The sequence below is a fragment of the Nostoc mirabile CHAB5784 genome (assembly GCF_020829645.1).
Classification (GTDB): domain Bacteria; phylum Cyanobacteriota; class Cyanobacteriia; order Cyanobacteriales; family Nostocaceae; genus Nostoc; species Nostoc mirabile.
The window spans coordinates 289,108-310,769 of sequence record NZ_JAIVFS010000001.1 but is presented as its reverse complement, the minus strand read 5'-3'; the positions used below and the strand labels follow the sequence as shown (position 1 = coordinate 310,769).

Sequence of the window (21,662 nt, the reverse complement as noted above, 5' to 3'; positions counted from 1 at the left end):
CTTCACCCTGACTGTAGACACCGCAGAGAGCTTTGAAGTCAATGGTGGCGGAGGCGATGACATCTTCGATGTTAACGACTTGGCCCAAACTAGCCTCATTGCAGTCAGCTTTACAGGCGATGCTGGAAATGACTTGCTTGATGGTAGTGGCACATCTACACCGTTAAGCGGCTTTGGTGGTAACGGTAGTGACACCCTAATTGGTGGCGCTGGCAATGACAGCCTCTATGGTGATGCTGGTAATGACATCTTAAGAGGTGGCGATGGTAATGATCTCCTGACAGGGGGTGGTGGTAGCGATCGCTTCGTGTTCAGCTCAGGCGCTCAGTATGATGATGCAGCTCTTGGCGTAGATCAAATTACTGACTTCAGCCGCGCTTCTGACAGAATTGTCCTGGATCAGACAACTTTCCTCGGACTCAATAATCTGTCCGATATTCAGATAGTAGCTAATGATGCAGCAGCTGCAAGTAGCTCTGGACTCATTACTTACAGTCTTGGAACTGGCAATTTGTTCTTCAACCCAAACTTGAGATCACCAGGCTTTGGGACAGGTGGGCTGTTTGCCAACATTGATAACGATAACGATCCATTCACAGCAGCGCCAGTATTGGCAGCTACGAACTTTGAGATCGTCGGGTAATCATATGATGTCCGGCAAATCACCCAAAATATGTCATTGCGAGTGGAACGAAGTGAAACGACGCAATTCACTTGCGTTTTTAGGATTGCTTCCCTTCTCCTAAAGGAGACGCTGCGCGAACGGTCGCAATGACGGTTATTTGAACGGACATGATATCACACAGAATCTAAACATGTCTGCAAGCTTGCAGCTAGATCCCAATAACCGCAATCATCAGCATTGCTAATTAGGGATTTTTAATCCAATACGCTTGGGTTAAGAAGAATAGTAGGTTGGGTTGAGCCTAAGCGTTACCCAACAAAGCCTTGATAATGTTGGGTTTCCTTCCTCAACCCAACCTACGCCAGTTTTAGTTTTTAGCCTTAACCCAGGCTTATTGGTTTTTAACCTTGTTTCATATTTGGTATTTCTTGTCAATGCGTAAGTTCTAACTAATAGCCCTTTCAAGGTGGGTAAAAATTTTGGTCAGAAAATTTCTCTTTAATCTCTTTACTCTGTGTTCTCTGCGACTCTGTGGTTAAATAAATTACTTTTAAACCGCAGAGGCACAGAGAACACAGAGAGAAAAAAACAGATTTTAGGAGTCACCTTGAAAGGGCTAGTTCTAACTAATTACCCGGACTTGATATTACGAATTACGAATTACTTTAACGAGCATCGCCAATTAGCACAAATGGCGACCAATAAAAAGGATGGGGATAATCTGCAATTAGCTTCAACTTAGCTTTTTGCAAAGCTTGCCCTTTCGTCATACCCTGCTTGATATTTTGATAAAAATCAACCATCAATAGCTGAGTTGCTTCATCATCAACCGCCCACAAACTTGCCATTACAGCTTTAGCACCAGCCCGCTCAAATATATAAGCAACACCTGCAATTCCTGCACTATTAAAATTAGTATCTACAGCAGTTTGACAGGCGCTGAGAGTAATTAGTTGTGTGCCTTGTAGCCCTAAAAGAGCAGCATTGGCAATGTCTAAGGGTTTATCAGCAAATAGTAATCTTTCTAGCGGGGGGAGCAAGCCCTTCTCCTAGAAGTGGAGCTGCATCGGAACATGGGTATGAAGCCCCGTCATAAAGGACGCTTGGACGCAAGCCGCGAGTACAAGCTCCGTCTCAGTCTCTCCCCCAGCAAAGCGCCCCCTGCTCCCCTGCCTCTTTTGACGCTCAATAAGGTTTTGCCAGAATAGTGACCGTTCGTTGTTGCGAATTGAACTGGATTTCATCTACCACATATTGCCGATTTCTAGCCACTGATTGAATACCCCGCAACTGTGCTGTGGAAACTACAGGTGGTTTCAGTTTCACCACCGCTTGACCTTGAGTAGAATTTTTTACAGTAAAATTATTTATGGGTATACCACTCCAAGTTACTGGCTTGCCTGTAGGACGTTCTCCCCCACCCCGGATAATTGGACTTCTATTACTTCTGTAAGCCAATGCCTCTTCCTTGAAAACTACTCTTGCAATTTGGCTCAGGGGAATTTTGGTAGTTTTGTCATTACGCTGAATTGATAGTGCTTGCCCTTGGGCATCAATTCCTATTACTCGACCACTGCTTGACCAAATAATTACTAATTCGTAATTCGTAATTCGTAATTAAAGGTACAAGCCCCTAACTAAAGTTTATGGAGACAAATAAATTTATTCCTCAATTAGGCCCCCGACTTCAGTCGTGGGGTAATAATTACGAATTACGAATTATAAATTACGAATTATTTTGACTCACCCTTTTTAAAGAAGACCTCTGCTAACTCTGGTAAGGCTACTGCAAGTTCTAATTCATCTGCTTTGATTTGTGTCTGTGCAAACAAAGAATTTCCCGTCTTGACATTTTGGCTCATTACAGCTTGGATGTTTCCTGCGATCGCTGCTGCTATTACTAAGATTGCCACAACCCATCCCTGGAAAAAAGCTTTCATAGCTTTAACGGTATATTTGACTATATTTAACTTTCTCATTAAACTTCAAAAGCCTATACCAAATTTCCATAAAATCACTAAAATCAACTGATTATTTACCTGTAACGGTTTGCAGTTGAGTGCAATATAGACCTAACCCCCAGCCCCTTAAGAGCAAGGGAAGGGGAGTAAGATTCAAAGCCTCTCTCCTTTTAGGAGAGAGGAATGGAAGTGAGGTCACAGTATATTTGTTTCCCTTATATCCCTCATCTCCCCTATGACCCAGACCCCTAACCAAGAAAGCAATATATTAGGTAAATTCACGAGTGTACTGGGCTTGCTGGGTGCGGCGCTTTTCTTTGCAGGCTGGATTTACCGTTGGTCATATTTCTACTTTTTTCAACTAGAAGTCAATACCCTCGATTTACTGCACAGTCTTTTTTAATAGTTCCCCTGCAAATATTTCTCGGAGATGGCTGGGCAATATGCAAAACTGCGATCGCCTTTTTTATAGCTGCGATGCCTACGGCGGCAAGCTACACAATTCAGGCAACATTATGGTTAATTAAAATCATCAGTGATACGGTAGTCTCTGCAAGCCAATTACTACTGAGTCGCATCATCTCTGCTACCCAACGCAAAAGCTCATGGACAGCGAAACAGCTTAAATCTCTGGCTGAATTTAGTTCTGGGCAACTGCGCTCAGTTGATTTTCTGCGATCGCTAGTCAATGAGATAGTAATAGTATCCTGGGTATTAATTGTGATATTTTGGTTAGCTCGTTGGCAAGGTATTGCAGATGCACAACGAGACGCTGGTAAAAACTCTACCTTGCCCGTTGTAGCGTTAATTACACCGGAAGAAAAGTTTGCTGTGGGACGCAAACTTGATGATATCTTTGCCGATCCATCTTTGAAAGGCTACCGGATTATTGGCGTTGGCGTAGCCCGCCGGAGGCATCGGGGTCTATTCGACGACTTGCGAGGCAGAGAAGATAATGATATCAGCAATCCACAACAGCCGAGAGTCTGGCGCTTACTCCTAGAACGTGGCGGCTGGATTTATTTGTTTCGAGCATTGCCCCCTCAGGCAAAACTTGATCAGCTACCGTCAGTGTTGGCTATTCAAGAAAGTGAGAAGGGACATATCATCATTCGCAGTCCAGAAGCTTCCAAAACTAGTTCTCCTTGATATAGCAATCCTTGCAGGAGTCGTGAAAATCTCTGATTCCTCTCTCTGCGCTCTCTGCGCCTCTGCGGTTAATTTATTTTTACAAATGATTTAGGACTGCTATATATTGAATAACTTGTTTAAATTTAGGTTACTAGAAAGTTATTTATTTTTAACCATTGTTTTATAATGCCCCTTAACTACAGCATCTTGCTCAAGTTATCGCAGATTAGGGGAAAATTTGATGAACCAGGGGCAACGTACTCCTAAATCAAGGAGATATTTGACTGAATTAGTTCAGACTTATATTGTTAAAGCTTTACACACTGCCAGACAGTGGCGCATACAACTAATCCGATGGTTGTACAAGCAATACGGTTCGGTTAGCTTGTTTATCCTGCGAAGATCCCCCCAACCCACGCCAGTCGCTCCACTTGGGGAGACCCCAGACGCTCGCAGACTCGCTAACGCTGCGCTATCGCCCTTGGCGTCTCCCCTTGGGAGAAGACCGCGCTGGCTCCCCTTAAAAAGGGGGGCTAATTTCCTCTTTTACCCCCTTTTTAAGGGGGTCGCCACAGGCGGGGGGATCTTATCCGAACCGTATTGGTTGTACAAGTATTCTTCGTGGGGTGTTGCGTCTCTATTCTTGGTCGGACTTAGCTTGAGTATCGTGATGGCTGCCTGCTCTCCACGTAATATCGATAATACTGGTAATGCTGGCGCAACTTCCCAGAGTAATGTAACCTTAACGTTTGTTTCCTACTCGGTTACCAATGCAGCATACCAGCAGATCATTCCCAAATTTATCGAACAGTGGAAGAAAGAACATAACCAAAACGTCACTTTTAATCAAAGCTATGATGGCTCAGGTTCCCAAACTCTTGCCGTGATTGACGGTAAAGAAGCTGATGTGGTACACCTGTCACTTGCCCTTGATATTAATAAACTTGTTGAGGCAGGTTTTATTCAACCGGGATGGGAAAAAGAAGCGCCTAATGATGCAATTGTTACCAAATCTCTAGAGGCGATCGCTATCCGTGAAGGTAATCCCAAAAATATCAAAACTTGGGCAGATTTGGCACGAGATGGCGTAAATGTAATGATGCCTGACCCCAGAACCTCTGGCGGCGCTCGCTGGAACTTCCTTAGTCTGTGGGGTTCTGTGACAAAAACCGGCGGAAATGAAAATCAAGCAATAGACTTTATCACCAAAGTTTATAATAATGCACCTTTGTTGCCCAAAACTGCTCGCAATGCCAGCGAACTGTTCTTCAAAGATGGTCAAGGTGATGTTCTGCTCAACTATGAAAATGAGATGATTTTATCGGCACAAAATGGTGAAAAATTCCCATTTGTTGTGCCTGATGTAAATATTTCTATCGATAATCCTGTTGCTATTGTAGATAAAAATGTCGATAAACATGGTACTCGCCCGATTGCCGAAGCGTTTATCCAATTTCTTTACACCCCAGACTCGCAACGAGAGTTTAGCAAATTGGGATTTCGTCCCGTTGACTTAACGATCGCCAAAGAAACGGAAGCCAATTTTCCCAAAATTAAAACTATCTTCAAAGCTCAAGATTTAGGAGGCTGGGACGAGATTCAGAAGAAATTCTTTGATGAAGGTGCAATTTTTGACAAAATTCGAGCTAAGAAGTCTTAGAATTTTTGTTATAGCAACAGAATAGAGGCGTCAGTCGTCAGAATTCAGTTGGGTATTCTGACCGAAAAAGCAGATAGCGCAGCAATACGCTTGGGTTAAGAAGAATCGTAGGTTGGGTTGAACTTTAGTGTTACCCAACAAAGCCTTGATAATGTTGGGTTTCGTTCCTCAAACGCCAGTTGCTTCAAGTCGGCAGAGCCGCCCAACGCACTGGCTCCCCAACCTACACCAGTTTTATTTTTTAGCCTTAACCCAAGCGTATTGGATAGCGCAGCGTAAAGCCTTCTCTTCTCCTTCTCCTGTCAAAGACGCACTCGCGTTCGGGCAGGGTGGTTTCATACGAAAAAAGAAAAATACATAAGTCTTGATTTCTCGTTTTGTGACATAGCTTTTTACCCCACTTCCATTCCTCTCCCCGAAGCGGAGAGAGGCTTTGAAACCCAGTTTTAGTTTTTCTGTGGTTGTATGAAACCACCCTGAAGACGCACTCGCGTTCGGGAGGCAACGCTTTCGGCATAGCAACGCTATGAGCGAGTCTGCGTACCCCTGCGGGGAAGCAAGCTACGCGCAGCGTCTTGATTCTGACTCCTGACTTCTGACTTCTGAATTCTGACTCCTGAATTCTGACTTCTGACTTCTGAATTCTGACTCCTGAATTCTGACTTCTGAATTCTGACTTCTGAATTCTTCTTCAACTAATCATCTTCTCTAAAGCGATTTGCAAATCTTTCGTCAAATCGCTCACACCTTGTCTAGCCGCCAGGCGATCGCCCTGACAATTTTTCCAGCGTTCGGTTACTGAAATTGGCTCCCCTACGGTGATTTGTGTCTCTCGCAAACCTAAGCGAGGTCGCCCTGGAAGTGTTGTATCCTGAATTCTAGAAAGCATATCGAATACAAGCAAAGCTGTTTCCGCAAACCGTTCCGCCGTCGGTTGTTCCTGAATATAAGTAGCTGTAACTGCAACAAAACTTTCCACTATCCGCATGTGCCGCATCCGCAAGTCTGCTTCTTGGGCAATCCAGTCTGCCAAACCGCGTTTAAAGGGTGGTAAAGCATTGATATCTGGCAAATCTTCCCGATATATGTAATTCCAGCCAGCCTCTTCCAAGCGGCGACAGCGATCAATGGAATTTCCCTGTGCTTGAACTCCAAAATATTGTTCGGCAACTTGTAAAGCCTTATCCAGTAACCGATGAAGTCGAGCAATTAATACCTGATTCGGACTAGCAGATTCATCAGTTGAGATGGTTTTTGGGATGTCTTGATGATAGAAGCGACGATAAAATTCTTCCATCTCGGTAATCAGATATTCAGCCAACCTCCAGAGGCGTTGATAGTAAATCTCTTCGCCTTCCCCCTGCTCAATTTCCAAAACTTTCAAACCACTATCAGCTTCTAACTTACTCAACAGCCAATCTAGTTTAGACCAAGGTGGCTCAACGTAGCGATATTGGATGGCGATCGGTACAATAATTACAGTCTCAGTCCGATTGGCTTTTTGCAAGTCTTCTACACACCAGAACCCCATTTGAGCAACACCAGGTTCCAAGGGGCTAACAATACCACTATGACCATTAGTACCGCCTTCAGGTGCTACTGCGATCGGTAGTTCGCCATTAGCAAACAACTCCCGTGCTGTTTGAATAGCTTGCCGATCTAGTCGTCTACCGCGATGAACCGGCACACCCCCTATCCGAGAAAACAACCAACCTAGCCACTTTCCAGCCCAAACCGTCATACCCCGATCGTAAAGAAAATAGCTGTGAACAAGGGATTGCAGTGTAATACCTTCCTGACGAGCAACCTGTGGCACAATGCGGGAAAGCAAATACAGCATACACAGGGGATCTTCCACCTCTGGGTGGCGAAATGCCAGCAAAAAGCGAATTTTTCCAGCCTGGAATTGTTGATAAAGTTCAGCTAATACCTCAACATTCTTGGCTTCAACACGGACAATACCAGCCGTTAGCCAAGGACGAGTGCGGAACCGTAGTGCGATCGGCAGTAACCACCGAACAATCTGGAGTACCAGCAGGTTCAACCGTTGAGGAATAAATTTTAGTGGTGGTTGAGTAGACTGAATCGATCTAGGCAAGTCGCTCTCCAGATTGTATTTCTAGCGATTGTACAACGTGGAGTCTTGGTTTTGCGTTAACCCGCAGCCTGTTGTTGTTAAACATCGTTCAGTTTTACTTCTCCATCCATAGACCCTAAGTATCGAATAAAAGTTAGTTTTGATGTTTAGGAAAATTTCGGAATAAATAGCCAAACACTGCTAAATTTAACAAAAAAATCAATATTTTTAGAGGAGAAATACCCCGAATTAATTCATAAATCTCTGGTGGAATACTGATACCGACAAGTGCCAACACCAAAACATGTGCCCAACGCTTTTCGTACCATAAACCAACGGCTTCAATACTAGTAACAATAGCATATATCCCTGTTCCAATACCGCTAAATGCTAAGAGGATGTTTTAAAAGTCCTTTCGTCGGTAGCAAAACGTTATCGATCCCCCCAACCCCCCGATAAATTGGGGGGCTTTAATTCCGGTTCCCCCCTTTTTAAGGGGGGCTAGGGGGGATCTGAAAGTGTTTAAAGTCACAGTGAAATACTTTTCAAACAACCTCTAAGGTTCGGGGATTTAAATTGAGAACTTTTTTTAAAAGCCAATCAATAATTATCGATTTACCTTCCAAAACATAATTTTCTGAAAACACCTCTAGAGTTTGATAATTTTTTAATGTCAATAATAAAGCGATAGAAGTAAGCATAAGCAGCAATGCGGCAAATGATTTGTAGAGAACAATTGCCACTAACCCCAAAGGACGCTTTTGCAAACAACCTCCTAAGTAGATAGAACCCAAATTTTGATTAACTGGCTCTGGATGATGCCAACCTAGACGCGTATTGTAGCAGTATTTAATCGCCCCATAAGCTGTTACGCATTTAACTTGTACATTTACCTGATGACTGTTGACCGTTGACTGATGACCGATAACCGTCAACCGTCAACCGTCAACCGTCAACGATTATAAAGAATAATTTAGACGCATATCAGCTTATTTCCACTTTTCCCAACAAGTAAACTAAATGTTTATTACTACACTATTCCTGATAGCTTCATAGCTTCACTCGAATGGATGAGAAACAATTCACCCCATCGGGTGACCTAAGTGTAGGAGGTTAAGGTTTATAACAGAGGAGACACTGTTACTAGAAATAAAGCGATTAAACCTTACATAATCAAGAGTAACCCTGTGAAACTTGCAACTTTGATTAATTCTGTAGTTATTATTAGTGCTTTTGCGCTTACATCTGGCATTGCTAAGGCTGAACCACCTACAAATAACAACTATGCTGATGCTCGGCAAACAAACATAGCTATCAACTCTAACACATTAAGCAGTAATTCCACGACTACTAGTTATCTCCAACCCTTCAATCTCGTTTCTCTTGCTTACCAAGGTGGTTTAGAGGAGCAAGGCATTCCCAATGGGGGAACTCTGATCTCTGAACGCCAGAACAGAAATATTGTTGCGGAAGATTTAGTTAAGGCTGCTATCAGTGCTAACAAATTACCGCCGCAAATTTTGAACGATCAAAATTATCTAAATGCTGTCAGGTCACAGTTAACTTCATTATCTAGAGATTTCTCTACCTAAGTAGGGCTTTGGATAGGGGCAATTAAATGCAATACCAACTTCCCTCTCCCCTAATCCCTTGCCTACCAAGGAAATATAAGCCCATTCCCTATGAAGGAATGGGCTTTTGATTGACTTGTATGTGCGTAGGCTAGCAAAAACCGCAGCGATCGCAAATTAAGATAATTAAATAATTCGTAATTCGTAATGACGCTCGATGACTCGCTAACGCTGCGCTAACGTAATTCGTAATTAAGTTTTGTAATGGGGATTTAACCCCAACACAAAACTTGCTTTTTTATAGAACCGGGGGACTTAAACCCACGGACAGGAGTTAATATCCAATGGAGGTTAGCGGACTCGAACCGCTGACATCCTGCTTGCAAAGCAGGCGCTCTACCAACTGAGCTAAACCCCCATAAAGTTAAAATAGTAGGTAAGTTTGATTGTCGAAGTTAATTGTAACTTATATTGTTCCATTACCAAAGGGATGAAGCCAGAAAATATCCAAGTTGTTGCAGCACTGTATAAATTTGTCAAGCTGCCAGATTTTGCCGAGAAACGAGAGCCTCTGCTGTCTTACTGCCAAACGCAAGGTGTGAAGGGGACAATTTTGCTGGCACAAGAAGGCATTAACGGTACAATTGCGGGTTCGCGTCAGGCGATTGATTCTGTTCTTTGGTTTGTGCGTACTGACCCTCGTCTAGCAGACCTAGAATACAAAGAGTCCTATACCGAAAGCCCGCCCTTTGAGCGGATGAAGGTGCGGTTGAAGCCAGAAATTGTTACTTTGGGATTGCCTGAAATTGACCCAAATGAACAAGTTGGCACTTATGTCAGTCCCCAAGAATGGAATGATTTGATTTGCGATCCAGAAGTAACCGTGATTGACACCCGCAATGATTATGAGGTGAATATCGGTACTTTCCAAGGAGCAGAAAATCCGCAAACTGGCTCATTCCGGGAATTCCCCGATTATGTGCTACGCCACCTCGACCCAACTAAACACAAAAAGGTTGCTCTGTTTTGTACAGGCGGCATTCGCTGTGAAAAAGCCTCATCCTTCATGCTTGCCCAAGGCTTTGCAGAAGTTTATCATCTCAAGGGCGGCATTCTCAAGTATTTAGAGGAAGTTCCAACCCAGGAAAGTTTATGGCAAGGGGAATGTTTTGTCTTTGACGAGCGCGTAGCTGTCAGTCATGGGTTGGAGGAAGGAAGTTGCGAGCGATGCTTCTGTTGTGGATATGCGATTACTGAGTCAGATAAGGTGTCTCCAAAGTATGAACAAGGTATCTCCTGTCCCTATTGTTTTGATAGCCTCACCGAGGAGAAAAGAGCGCGTCAGCAGCAAAAATGGCGGCACTACCAAACCCAAGTTCTTAATTCCAAAAATCGGGATGTAAGTTAATCACAAAAGCGAGTGTTAAATGCCATCATTCATGATTCTTCACTCAAGGATAATTCGGAATTTAACAAAGTTTGCGGGTTGAATTTCCCTGCCTAAGAAGGGCAGTATGTTTTGCGGTGGGTGCGGTTCAAATCCCCAGACGCTCTCTACGAGACGCACTCGCGTTCGCTAATGCAAAACCGAATTACGAATTACGAATTACGAATTACGAATTACGAATTACGAATTATTTAAGGGCAATATTACTGTAAATGTAGTACCGATTTCAATTTGACTTGTGACGCTGATTTGACCTCTGTGAGCATCAACGCACCTTTTAACGATGACTAACCCCAATCCAGTACCCTGAATCGATTGGACATTTGAGGCTCGGTAGAATGACTCAAAAAGTCGAGCTTGGTCTGGTTCGGGAATGCCTATACCTTGATCTTGAATATAAAAAATTGCTACTTTCTTAATCGGGTCGCAGATTAAATCAAACTGAATCTTGCCACCTTTTGGAGAATATTTAACCGCGTTAGAGAGGAGATTTCCAAACAGGTAATGCAAGAGTCCTTCATCCATTACAGCGTCGGTGCGATCGCTATGACAATTAAAAACAATTTCACACACACTACTTTCAACAATAGAAAAATCTTCAATTAACTCTCGACAAAATTGTTCTAAGTTAAGTCGTGCAGGGTTGTATACGAGTTTTTCTGCTTCTGCGCGGCCCATAAACAACACTTCTTCCATCAGTTTTTCTAGAGATTGCACAGCACCTTGAATTCGCTTTAAATAGATGGCTCTTTTCGCATCTGTCAATTTTGCTCCTTGCATTTCTATGAGTTCTACTGCTGTTTGAATAACAGTCAGGGGATTACGGAACTCATGAGATACGGTAGAGATAAATAAGGACTTGAGACGATTAAGTTCTTGCTCTTTCTCCAATGCTTGCTCTAGCAATTTTGTTTGGCGTCGTTCGCTAAGATCCCAGAAAACAATTACTACACCATTTATCTGGTCAAGCCGTCGCTTTAGTGGTGAAGCACTATCACCAATTGGAACTCTTTTTCCGTCTCTTGTAATCAGAGATGTGAATTCCCCTAAATAAACAACCTGTTGATCCCGCAGCACTTTTGTTACTGGGTTTTCTAATGTAGTCCCTGTAAGTTCATCGACAATATGAAAAATCTTCGTCGCCTCATTTCCTAAAGCATCTTTTTGCTGCCAGCCAGTCAGCGCCTCAGCTGCGGGATTCATGAATGTTACTATTCCGGCTTCATCTGTAGCGATTACAGCATCACTCATTGAGTTTAAAAGGGTTGCTAACTGATCTCGATTCTCTCGTAGTTCACGCTCTAATTGGTGTTTTAGAAGCCCAATTTCGATCGCTATTCTTAAATCTTTTATAGTAAAGGGTTTAACGATATATCCGAAAGGTTGGGTAATTTTTGCTCTTTCTAAAGTATGATCGTCACCATAAGCGGTTAAAAAAATTACAGGAACGTCTAACTGCTCACGAATAAGACTGGCAGTAGTAATACCGTCCATCTCACCTTTAAGGATAATATCCATTAATACTAGTTCTGGTTGAGTTTCCCATGCCTTGGCAATGGCAACTTTTCCAGATGAAGCTGTACCCGTAACAATGTATCCTAGTTGCCTGAGTTGGCTGGCAATAGTTCTAGCCACAATCACTTCATCTTCAACGACTAAAATCCTAGCTTGACCCATTTGATATTTACGAATGCAAAGTTAACTAGTTCCGTGGGTTTAAGTCCCCCGGTTCAATAAAAAAGCAAGTTTTGTGTTGGGGTTAAATCCCCATTACAAAACAAAATTTACGAAAGCGTTGCGTTAGCGAGTCCGCGAGCGTCATTACGAATTACGAATTACGAATTATTTAACTGCGTGAATTGAATTTTGAATGCCGTTCCATGATTGCGTTCTAGAGTAATGTTGCCTTCGAGTTGTTCTGTAACCAAGTCATATACTAACGAAAGACCTAAAGAATCAGTAGTTGTCCAATCTAAATTCTCTGGTAAACCAATCCCATTGTCTCGGATAGTCATCTCGATATTATTACCAACATTACGTAAAGCAATACTGATTGTGCCTGTTTCTTGGTTGGGAAAAGCGTGTTTGAGGGCATTGGAGATTAATTCGTTAATAACTAGTCCACAAGCAATAGCTTGGTCAACATTCAAACTCACTGAATCTATATCAGTTTCTAGACCAATTTTACCAGGCCATATTTGGTAAGAAATTAGCAAGCTTGCTGCCAAATTATCGATATAGTCACCAACATCAATTTGTCCAATGTTAGCGGAAGTATATAAATTTTTATGAATTAGAGATATTGACTCAATCCGGTTCTGACTTTCTCGAAGAGCTTTGATGGCTTCTGGATCTTTGAGTGTTTGAGACTGGAGTTGTAATAAACTGGAGACAATTTGCAAATTATTTTTAACTCGATGATGAACTTCCTTTAATAGAACTTCTTTTTCAGCTAAGGCATTTTTTAACTTTACTTGAGCGTTTTGTCTTTGAACAAGTTCAGTTTGAGCTTGCTCAAGGATGCTCGATTGTTGAATGGCGATCGCTAATTGGACTGTCAGTTGATCGAGCAAATCTAATTGATTTTCTTCCCACTCCCGAAAACCAGAGCATTGGTGAGCAATCAGTAAACCCCAAAGGTGAGAACCAGGGTTTTGAGAGCTTACTTCTAGTAAAATCGGCACAACTAAATTTGCTTTGACTTCAAACTGTTCTAATAGACGAATATGGCAATCAGCTAATCCCGCTTCATAAATATTAGCGATCGCTCGTTTACGTCCCTGATAATACTCCACTCCTGCGCCTGCTTGAAAACATGTATCATGAATCTGGACGTTCAAAGAAACAGTCCATCCAGGTTCCACCGATTCCGCCACAATTGCGCCGATCACCTCTGGATCAAACTGATAAACTATCACTCGATCAACCCTAAGTAAATCTCGCACTTCTTGAACTGTTGCATTCAGAATATCTTGAAGATTCAAAGATTGACGAATCCGTTGAGCAACGGTTCGCATCAATTGCTCCCGCTCGGCTTGGGCTTTTAGAGCCAGTTCAGTTAGCTTACGTTCTGTGATGTCTTGCCCAATACCGATAATTTGACCATTTGAAAGTTTAACATTAGTCCAAGATGTGTCGAGTAAATGACCATTCTGCATCTGAGTTTTAAAGTCACTCCAATTGCGTTGTGCAGACTCAATAAAATTAATCACATCTTGTCGATATTCAGGATTAGGATATAGCGCTTCTAGGACATTGCCAGCTTGGAAGTCTTGAAATTTCCAGCCTAAAACACTTTCCCATTCTTGGTTTACCCATTGAAGTTTGCTATTGGTATCAAAAAGTGCAATCATCAACGGTATACTTTCAAAGACTCTCTGCAAAAAGTTATTTTGCTCTTGAAGTTTTGTTTCTAAAGTTTTGCGTTTTGTAATATCATAAAACACTGTTAAAATTGCTGCTTCATTATTAAAATTTAAATATTGCAGTGAAGCGATCGCCCAAAAATAAGTTCCATCTGCTCTTTTTAATTTAAGTTCATAGTTATGAATAAAGCCATGTTGATTCAGGGCTTCTAACAGTAACTCAAAATCGGCTGATTTATGGTACAAATCTAAGACTTCTCGATTAGTTAAATCCTTTGGTGAAAATCGAAAAGTTTTAATTAACTCTGGATTAGCATATAATATCAAACCGTCAGACACACGCGAAATAATTAATGGAATAGGAATGGCTTCAAAAATAATTCTAAATCTAGCTTCACTTTCATCAAGGGTTCTTGCTATTCGTTTGTGTTCTGTTATGTCTCGTATATTAACCAACCGAGCGTTGTAACTGGCATAGTCTATTTTATGTGTGAAAATTTCAACGTCAATAATCTCTCCGCATTTTCGCCGATGTTGCCATTGTCCAGCAAAATGTAAGTTAGAGTGATTTTCTCTTAAATATTCTATGAATGTAGGCACATCTTCTGAAAGGCGAATGTCAGTTATTCGCATTTGCAAAAACTCTTCTCGTGAGTAACCATAGTGGACAACAGCAGCTTCATTTACATCTAAAAATTGCAGATTATTCTGGTTATATACCCACATGGGATTAGGATTTTTAGAGAAAAGAAGATTAAAACTCCTTTGGCTATCATCAATAAGTTTTTGTCGATGTAACTCTAAATACCTAATTACTTGTCTAGCTAACTGTTGTAAGGCTACTTGCTCTTTAACAGTCAAATTTCGCGGTGCAAAATCAATTACACAAAGACTACCTAATGCAAAGCCACTGGAGGTAATTAGGGGAACACCTGCATAAAAGCGGAAATAATGATTTGATGTTACAAGAGGATTTATAGCAAACCGTTCATCTTGCAAAGTGTCGCAAATAATTAATATTTCACTTTGCAAGATGGTATAACCTCCAAAGGAAATACTTCGAGGGATTTCTGATATAGTTACTCCAATTTTCGACTTGAACCATTCCCGTTCTGCATCAACTAGGCTAATAAGAGCAATTGGTGTTTCACAGAGGTTAGCAGCTAGTTGAGCTAGTTCATCAAAAATTTCTTCTGGTGGCGTATCTAAAATTTCATACTGATTAAGTACTTCTCGCCGTTGACTTTCATTCTCTGGAAATAGCATTAGTGGTTGTGTGAAAAAAATATTTTATATTACCAGATTTAATTTGCTTAAATCTAAAAATATAATTGATTTTATGTAAAGTATGTGAATTTTGTGATGTATTAAATTTGCAATTTCAATGTGTAATATCATGTTCGCATAATTAGTTATGATTTCCACAGTCATTGCACCCCACCCCTTAATCCCCTCCCCGCTTGCTTGCGGGGAGGGGAGACGAAGCATAGCTTTGGCGGGGTGGGGTTCTTCGGGTTTAATAAGTAATCAAGCGAACATGATATAATATCTGATAATTTCTCGATAAAAAACCTTAAGAGCAACATCTACGCTCTTTGATACTTAGGCATGAAAAATAAGGGTCTTTACTCAAAAAGACTTCCCACAGAGGTATATGTTGGTTCAATCTTCATAGGAATCTAGCAGTGTAAAGTAAGTAAATCGGCGCAAATAAAGCTAACTGGTGAAGGCTGTCATTTGTCATTTGTCATTTGTCCTTTGTCATTGGTAAGGGTTTCAGGTGTATTTACTTTTCGTAACATAGTTCTGTTTTTTCCACCGACTTACTTATGTTTGATAGTTTACACTAAGTAAAGATAACTTGTACATAGACGCAAAGAATACAGAAAAAAACTCTCTGCATTCTGTGCGTCTCTAGGATTATTTTTATCTTGGGCGTCCCAAAGTAGTGATATATAGAACAGCTTCATCAGCAGGGATACCCAAAACTTCATTTACTTGGTCATCAAAGAAACCACCGATACCACTAACGCCTACATTCAGGTGTATTGCTGCTAAATTCAAGCGTTGTCCTAAATGGCCGGCATCCAGATGTAAGTAACGGTAAACGCGATCGCCATATTGTGCGATTGCAGCTTTCAAATCGGCTGTATGAAACAACACTGCTGCTGCATCCCGCCCTAATTCTTGCCCCAAACAGAGAAAATGTAACTCTCGCCGAAAGTTTTTAAAGCGAATTTGGCGTAATTCTTGGGCTTTGGGTGCGTAATAATAACAACCTGCCTCCAATCCTTTGACTCCGCAAACAGCAATAAATGTTTCTATTAAATTCAAATCAAAGTAATCTGGAGAAATATCTAAACTTTGGTCGATGTAATTTTGTGGTTGGTAAGCAAAATCGAGTAAACTTTTCAACTCATCGAGGCTTAAATCATCACCATTATAAGCGCGGGTAGAGCGTCGCTTATACATAGTAATTTCCAATTCTGACAGCTTTTGTCCCCAGTCTATAGGTACGGTGTTAGTGGGAATTTTCAAACAGAAAGGAAAGTTATATTTATCCTCCAAAGATTTTTCTTGTTTAATAGTTGGTAGATTGAAATTGCCAGTTACACCTGATTGGATCTGGGTGTGTCGATGGAAATATGTCAGCAATTCACCATCGGGGATTTTGGGATAACTGGTTTCGGTGGTGGAAGGTAAAGCAGTACATCCCACTGGCAAATTTTGATTGATATCTAACAAGTCTGCCAGAGGTAAGACAGCGATCGCACCTTCTTGTTGCGGATCGATATAAAGCAGATCGTTTACCGATTCATCCACAAAACCGCCGATTAAATGGGGGCGAAAGTCAGTAATTGCACCAGCTAACTCGATATTGCCCAACAGATGTCCCGTATCTAGAAAAATCCGCCGATAAGCCCGATCTTCATAGCGCCACGCAGAGCGATAGAAAACCGCAGTCACAATAATTGCTAGTTGGGTATTTTCTAGGGAAGGATGCCAAAAACAAGCTGCTTGGAGATTTTGCCAAACATCACTTTCCCAATAATGCATCAGAGAATGAGTCCGACACTGGTAGTTATATAGACCGGGTGGCAATAACGCCGTACCACGAGAAACCACATACACCTCAGCAGGATATAATCCGCCTGCACTCGGAGCAGCACGTAAATACACCGCGCTACCCATAGAAGGCATTCTCGCCGTCAATCCATAGCTGCGAAACAGCAGCCGTGAAAGTCTTTGCCACCATTGAGCATCTGGGTTATTAGCAAATCCCTCTGTTTTTTCTTGGATATAGGGTTTGAGATCAAAAGTAGAGCCAATTTTGTACTCTTTGAAAGGCACTGGCTGTTTAGCCCAGTCTAACTGCTGACTTTTGGAGGCGAGAGTCTCAGGGTTGTATTTAGTCCGTTCGTGGTAATGCTGGGCAATTGATTGATGTAATTCTGGCATAGTACTTTTAATATCCTTGGGGCATCCTTTTTTTGATCTTGGCATTCATTAGCCTCATTGTTTCGTGTCAATTCGTACAATCCTTATAGTCACGAAGTGGTGATTGGTAACAACTGGAATGGGGAATGGGGAGTGGGGAGTGGGGAATGGGGAATTGGGGAGGTAGGCGCTAACACCAAGCGTATTAAACTATAAACCTTTATATTGAAGATTATGTGGCGCTTCGATTCATGGCAAACCGATGACCTTAATCTGTCACATTCAACACTAACTCTATGCTGATTAATCGCAAGAGGATCGCAGACTATGACCGAGACAGTACAGAAACTTAGGCTTGAACTATCTCAGCTATCTATGCAAGAGCGTGCAGAGCTTGCTTACTTTTTGATCCACTCTTTAGATCAAGATGTTGACAATAACGCAGAATTTGCTTGGGATGTTGAGTTAACGAGAAGGATGGAAGAAATTAGTAGTGGAACAGCTTATGGTGAACTTTCAGACAAGGTATTCGCTCAACTGCGAGAAAAGTACTCGTGAAGCAAATCATCATTCACAGCGAAGCTAGAGCAGAGCTAGATAATTCAGTCGCATACTACGAGGAGCAAAAGGCTGGCTTGGGGCTAGATTTCTTATCTGAAGTGGAGCAGGCTATTGGCAAAATTCAGCAAAACCCAAGCATAGGAGCGCCGTACAAAATTGCCGAGTTGCGTCGCTACGTCCTTCAGTGTTTTCCCTATCTCATCTTCTACGCAGAATTTGGGGAGTTTATTTGGATTGTTGCCATAGCTCATGGAAAGCGCAGACCAGATTATTGGAAGAAACGACAGGTTGAATGATGCTTTAGAGGGCAAAAAATAAACTTATTTAATTTATCTTAACTTTTCACAACCGCCGAATCGCAATTTCCAACCCTTCACATACACCGCTAAGAAAATCTAAATCTAAAGTAGCGATCGCATCACTAGCTTTGTGATAATGGGGATTTCGCAAGAATGCCGTATCTGTCACCATCATTGCCGGATAACCCAAATCCCAAAAAGGTGCATGATCGCTAAGTCTGGTTTGGGGAACTATTAAACCTCGATTCGGCACAGGTAGCCATTGACTAGATACGCCAGCTTTGCGAATATTACGGCTCATGCCAATTAAGTCAGGCAATGTTCGCAAATTGCCAATTAAAGCAATAAAATCGCCTCTGTCTGGGTAGAAGCGTTCCAGAGGAGGGGGGTAACTTTGGGAACCAGGCGTAGAATCGGTATAGCCCAGCATTTCTAGGGAAATCATTAAGCGTAGCTGTTGCTTTTGTTCGTGCAACAGGGCTGCATAATCAGCACTACCCAGTAAGCCGTATTCTTCCATATCGAAAGCAACTAGCCTTAAGGGATATCTTATAGCTTGGGCAGCAAACTTTTTGGCTAATTCCAGCAACACCGCCACACCCGTGGCATTATCATCAGCCGCTACTGTTCCCGGAACGCCATCATAATGAGCGCCAATTAAAATCGGTGGCAAATCCTTTTTTTGTCGTCTCCCTTGGGAGGGTAAATTTAATATCAAGTTCTTACAAGCTTTACCCCTGACTTCAAAGGTGTGGATTTCCACACTCCCCCATTGGGAAAATTGCTGGCGGATGTATTCTTGGACAAAAAAATGTCCAGCCGTTGCCATATAAGGATCGCGTTCTCGCGCAATCTCAGCCAGGGAAGTTTGTAATCGCTCTGTTAAATTCAAATGGTTAAAATAGTTCCAATATTAAGATTTTCAACGAAGGGGCAGGGGGCAGGGGGCAGGGGGCAGGGGGAAATGACCCCTTGTTGCTGTCGTGGAATGAAGGGGGGAACATGGGTCTTAATCCCCCACTTCTATTAAGTGGTTTTCATACCCTACGGGATCATGCGTAACAGGTAGGGTGGTCACGTAGCTCTGCCGAAGTGTCGAATCCTAATTCTGTTCTATCCCCCCTGCTCCCTGCTCCCTGCCCCCTTGCCTCTTTTTAAGGTGCATTTACAAACTTGCAGATACAGTACATAGAAGTAGCTGGATAACAAGAATTGAGATTGCTTGGACACACCAATCATCGTCAATGCTATCCTAGTCTTGCAACTATCTGCTCTAGCTGCACTTCTTAGCTTATTGCCTTAATGATGACTATTATACCATTGAGGTGTTTTCATCCAATAGCACAAAGCTAGAGGTAGTTCCGCCCAATCATAATAAATATATAAGACACTTTAGGAGAAGAGTAACGCATGGGCAAGGTAGTCGGCATCGACTTGGGTACAACCAACTCAGTAGTCGCCGTTATGGAGGGTGGCAAGCCGGTGGTGATTGCCAATGCAGAAGGAATGCGAACAACCCCCTCCGTAGTTGGCTTTAGCAAAGAAGGCGAAAGGGTGGTTGGGCAAATGGCACGGCGACAAACCGTCCTCAATCCACAAAATACCTTTTTTGCAGTTAAACGCTTCATTGGGCGCAAGTATGCCGAACTTAGTCCAGATTCCAAGCGTGTACCCTACACCATCCGCAAGGACGAAGTAGGCAATATTAAAGTTGCCTGTCCCCGTCTCAATAAGGATTTCGCCCCAGAAGAAATTTCGGCAATGGTGCTGAAGAAATTGGCAGACGATGCTAGTCGCTATTTGGGTGAACCGGTAACAGGGGCAGTGATTACAGTACCCGCTTATTTTAACGATTCTCAACGGCAAGCAACCCGCGATGCTGGCAGAATTGCTGGTTTGGAGGTGCTGCGGATTCTCAATGAACCAACTGCTGCATCTTTGGCTTATGGATTGGATCGAGGTGACACGGAAACTATCTTAGTATTTGACTTGGGTGGCGGCACTTTTGACGTGTCGATTTTAGAAGTAGGCGATGGCATATTTGAAGTTAAAGCTACCAGTGGAGATACGCAACTTGGTGGTAACGACTTTGACAAAGTAATAGTAGATTGGCTAGCAGAGCAATTTCTGGAAGCCGAAGGGGTAGATTTAAGACGCGAGAGACAATCTTTACAACGTCTGATGGAAGCGGCGGAAAAGGCAAAAATTGAACTTTCTGCTGTCAGCATCACCGAAATTAACTTACCTTTTATTGCTGCCGATCAGGAAGGCCCCAAACATTTGGAAACTCGTCTAACGCGTTCCCAGTTTGAAGGTTTGTGTGGTGATTTGGTGGGGCGATTGCGGACACCGGTTAAACGCGCCCTCAAAGATGCCGGACTCTCACCTAGAGACATTGAAGAAGTGGTGTTAGTTGGCGGTTCTACACGGATGCCAATGGTGAAGCAGCTAGTGCGGGACTTGATTGGTACAGAACCCAACGAAAACGTCAACCCCGATGAAGTAGTGGGAGTGGGTGCAGCAATTCAAGCAGGAATTCTCGCAGGCGAACTCAAAGATGTGCTGCTTTTAGATGTTACACCCCTTTCTATGGGATTGGAAACCATCGGCGGCGTGATGAAAAAACTCATTCCCCGCAATACCACCATCCCAGTCCGTCGTTCTGATATTTTTTCCACGTCCGAAAATAACCAGAATACTGTGGAAATTCACGTAGTCCAGGGCGAACGGGATATGGCAGCAAACAATAAGTCTTTAGGACGGTTCAAGCTGTATGGCATTCCACCAGCACCACGAGGAATTCCCCAAGTTCAGGTGTCATTTGATATTGATGCTAACGGTATTTTGCAGGTAACAGCCCTAGATAGAACCACTGGGCGAGAGCAGAGTATCACCATTCAAGGCGCTTCCACCTTGAATGAGTCAGAAGTGAATCGAATGATTCAGGATGCTCAGAAATACGCCGATGTTGATCGCGAACGTAAAGAACGGGTAGAAAAGCGGACTCGTTCTGAGGCGTTGATTTTCCAAGCAGAACGACAGCTTAGAGAAGTAGCACTAGAATTTGGTATGCAGTTTGCCCGAAACCGCCGCCAAAGAATTGATAATATTTGCCGAGACTTAAAAGAGAGTCTTAAGGAAAATAGCGATCGCGGTATTGACCAAGCCTACGCCGATTTGCAAGATGCTCTCTATGAGCTAAATCGGGAAGTCAGGGAAACTTATGCTGAAGATGAAGATGATGACTTGTTTGGTACAATCCGTGACATCTTTACTGGTGATAAAGATAAAGATAAAGAACGCGAATTTCCCAGAGATACATATCGGGAACGCGACTCATACAGTAAGGACTATGGCAGAGATTACGGTAAAGACTATGGCAGAGACTATAGTCGAGACAGTCGTTCTTCCTCCTATGAAAGCCAAAGCCGTCCACCACGCAAATCCCGTCCCAGCTACCAAGATAACTGGGATGATGAAGAAGACAATGATTGGTTGTAATACTCCTAATAAAAGTGAGAAGTGAG

17 protein-coding genes, 1 tRNA gene and 1 pseudogene are annotated in these 21,662 nt (G+C 42.5%); 8 read left to right on the top strand and 11 right to left on the bottom strand.

The annotated features are described in order from the left end of the window. On the top strand, positions 1-643 hold a 643-nt coding region (locus LC653_RS46085; RefSeq protein WP_372478084.1), incomplete at its 5' end, for a calcium-binding protein. Positions 644-1,290: 647 nt separating this feature from the next. Here the strand turns inward: LC653_RS46085 and LC653_RS01520 are convergent. The 3 genes from LC653_RS01520 to LC653_RS01510 form a co-directional block, all read right to left on the bottom strand. Continuing rightward, a complete protein-coding gene (locus LC653_RS01520) occupies positions 1,291-1,665 on the bottom strand; it encodes a CHAT domain-containing protein (RefSeq protein WP_229492264.1) in 375 nt (124 codons plus the stop codon). A gap of 145 nt (positions 1,666-1,810) precedes the next feature. After that, positions 1,811-2,083 carry a hypothetical protein gene (locus LC653_RS01515; protein ID WP_229492263.1) on the bottom strand — a complete coding sequence of 91 codons (273 nt, stop codon included), beginning with the start codon at positions 2,081-2,083 and terminating at the stop codon, positions 1,811-1,813. Between the two features lie 275 nt (positions 2,084-2,358). After that, positions 2,359-2,604, bottom strand: a complete 246-nt coding sequence (locus LC653_RS01510; RefSeq protein WP_229492262.1) for a hypothetical protein — start codon at positions 2,602-2,604, stop codon at positions 2,359-2,361. A 318-nt stretch (positions 2,605-2,922) separates the two neighbouring features. On the opposite strand from LC653_RS01510, the gene LC653_RS01505 reads away from it, so the two are divergent. Further along, complete coding sequence (locus LC653_RS01505) at positions 2,923-3,735, top strand: hypothetical protein (RefSeq protein ID WP_229492261.1); 813 nt, start codon at positions 2,923-2,925, stop codon at positions 3,733-3,735. 652 nt (positions 3,736-4,387) lie between these two features. Beyond that, positions 4,388-5,377 (top strand): sulfate ABC transporter substrate-binding protein, encoded by a 990-nt coding sequence (locus LC653_RS01500; RefSeq protein WP_308188990.1) that lies wholly within the window; start codon positions 4,388-4,390, stop codon positions 5,375-5,377. 691 nt (positions 5,378-6,068) lie between these two features. Here LC653_RS01500 and LC653_RS01495 read toward each other — a convergent pair. The 3 genes and pseudogenes from LC653_RS01495 to LC653_RS01485 all read right to left on the bottom strand — a co-directional run bounded on the left by LC653_RS01495 (position 6,069) and on the right by LC653_RS01485 (position 8,389). Further along, complete coding sequence (locus tag LC653_RS01495; protein ID WP_229492260.1) at positions 6,069-7,475, bottom strand: lysophospholipid acyltransferase family protein; 1,407 nt, start codon at positions 7,473-7,475, stop codon at positions 6,069-6,071. A gap of 133 nt (positions 7,476-7,608) precedes the next feature. Beyond that, positions 7,609-7,848, bottom strand: a pseudogene (locus tag LC653_RS01490) (DUF2127 domain-containing protein); the annotation flags it as partial. Between the two features lie 151 nt (positions 7,849-7,999). Further along, entirely contained in the window at positions 8,000-8,389 is a 390-nt protein-coding gene (locus LC653_RS01485) for a DUF2127 domain-containing protein (protein WP_229492259.1), read from the bottom strand. Between the two features lie 252 nt (positions 8,390-8,641). On the opposite strand from LC653_RS01485, the gene LC653_RS01480 reads away from it, so the two are divergent. Continuing rightward, positions 8,642-9,046 (top strand): hypothetical protein, encoded by a 405-nt coding sequence (locus tag LC653_RS01480; RefSeq protein WP_229492258.1) that lies wholly within the window; start codon positions 8,642-8,644, stop codon positions 9,044-9,046. Positions 9,047-9,370: 324 nt separating this feature from the next. On the opposite strand, the gene LC653_RS01475 is transcribed toward LC653_RS01480, so the two are convergent. Continuing rightward, a tRNA-Ala gene (locus LC653_RS01475) sits at positions 9,371-9,443 on the bottom strand. A gap of 72 nt (positions 9,444-9,515) precedes the next feature. On the opposite strand from LC653_RS01475, the gene trhO reads away from it, so the two are divergent. Continuing rightward, complete coding sequence (gene trhO / locus LC653_RS01470; RefSeq protein WP_229492327.1) at positions 9,516-10,433, top strand: oxygen-dependent tRNA uridine(34) hydroxylase TrhO; 918 nt, start codon at positions 9,516-9,518, stop codon at positions 10,431-10,433. 219 nt (positions 10,434-10,652) lie between these two features. On the opposite strand, the gene LC653_RS01465 is transcribed toward trhO, so the two are convergent. The 3 genes from LC653_RS01465 to LC653_RS01455 all read right to left on the bottom strand — a co-directional run bounded on the left by LC653_RS01465 (position 10,653) and on the right by LC653_RS01455 (position 17,296). Beyond that, positions 10,653-12,149: a hybrid sensor histidine kinase/response regulator gene (locus tag LC653_RS01465; protein WP_229492257.1), complete on the bottom strand. Its 1,497-nt coding sequence runs from the start codon at positions 12,147-12,149 to the stop codon at positions 10,653-10,655. 158 nt (positions 12,150-12,307) lie between these two features. Continuing rightward, positions 12,308-15,103 carry a PAS domain S-box protein gene (locus LC653_RS01460; protein ID WP_229492256.1) on the bottom strand — a complete coding sequence of 932 codons (2,796 nt, stop codon included), beginning with the start codon at positions 15,101-15,103 and terminating at the stop codon, positions 12,308-12,310. Between the two features lie 660 nt (positions 15,104-15,763). Then, entirely contained in the window at positions 15,764-17,296 is a 1,533-nt protein-coding gene (locus LC653_RS01455; RefSeq protein ID WP_229492326.1) for a SagB/ThcOx family dehydrogenase, read from the bottom strand. A gap of 306 nt (positions 17,297-17,602) precedes the next feature. Between LC653_RS01455 and LC653_RS01450 the strand changes: the two genes are divergently transcribed. After that, positions 17,603-17,833 carry an addiction module protein gene (locus LC653_RS01450; protein WP_229453941.1) on the top strand — a complete coding sequence of 77 codons (231 nt, stop codon included), beginning with the start codon at positions 17,603-17,605 and terminating at the stop codon, positions 17,831-17,833. Then, a complete protein-coding gene (locus LC653_RS01445) occupies positions 17,830-18,132 on the top strand; it encodes a type II toxin-antitoxin system RelE/ParE family toxin (protein WP_229492255.1) in 303 nt (100 codons plus the stop codon). Before LC653_RS01450 ends, LC653_RS01445 begins: the two co-directional genes overlap by 4 nt. A gap of 46 nt (positions 18,133-18,178) precedes the next feature. On the opposite strand, the gene LC653_RS01440 is transcribed toward LC653_RS01445, so the two are convergent. Further along, positions 18,179-19,027 (bottom strand): M28 family peptidase, encoded by an 849-nt coding sequence (locus LC653_RS01440; RefSeq protein ID WP_229492254.1) that lies wholly within the window; start codon positions 19,025-19,027, stop codon positions 18,179-18,181. A 518-nt stretch (positions 19,028-19,545) separates the two neighbouring features. Here LC653_RS01440 and dnaK point away from each other — a divergent pair. Next, positions 19,546-21,636 (top strand): molecular chaperone DnaK, encoded by a 2,091-nt coding sequence (gene dnaK, locus LC653_RS01435; RefSeq protein ID WP_229492253.1) that lies wholly within the window; start codon positions 19,546-19,548, stop codon positions 21,634-21,636. The last annotated feature ends 26 nt before the right edge of the window (positions 21,637-21,662 follow it).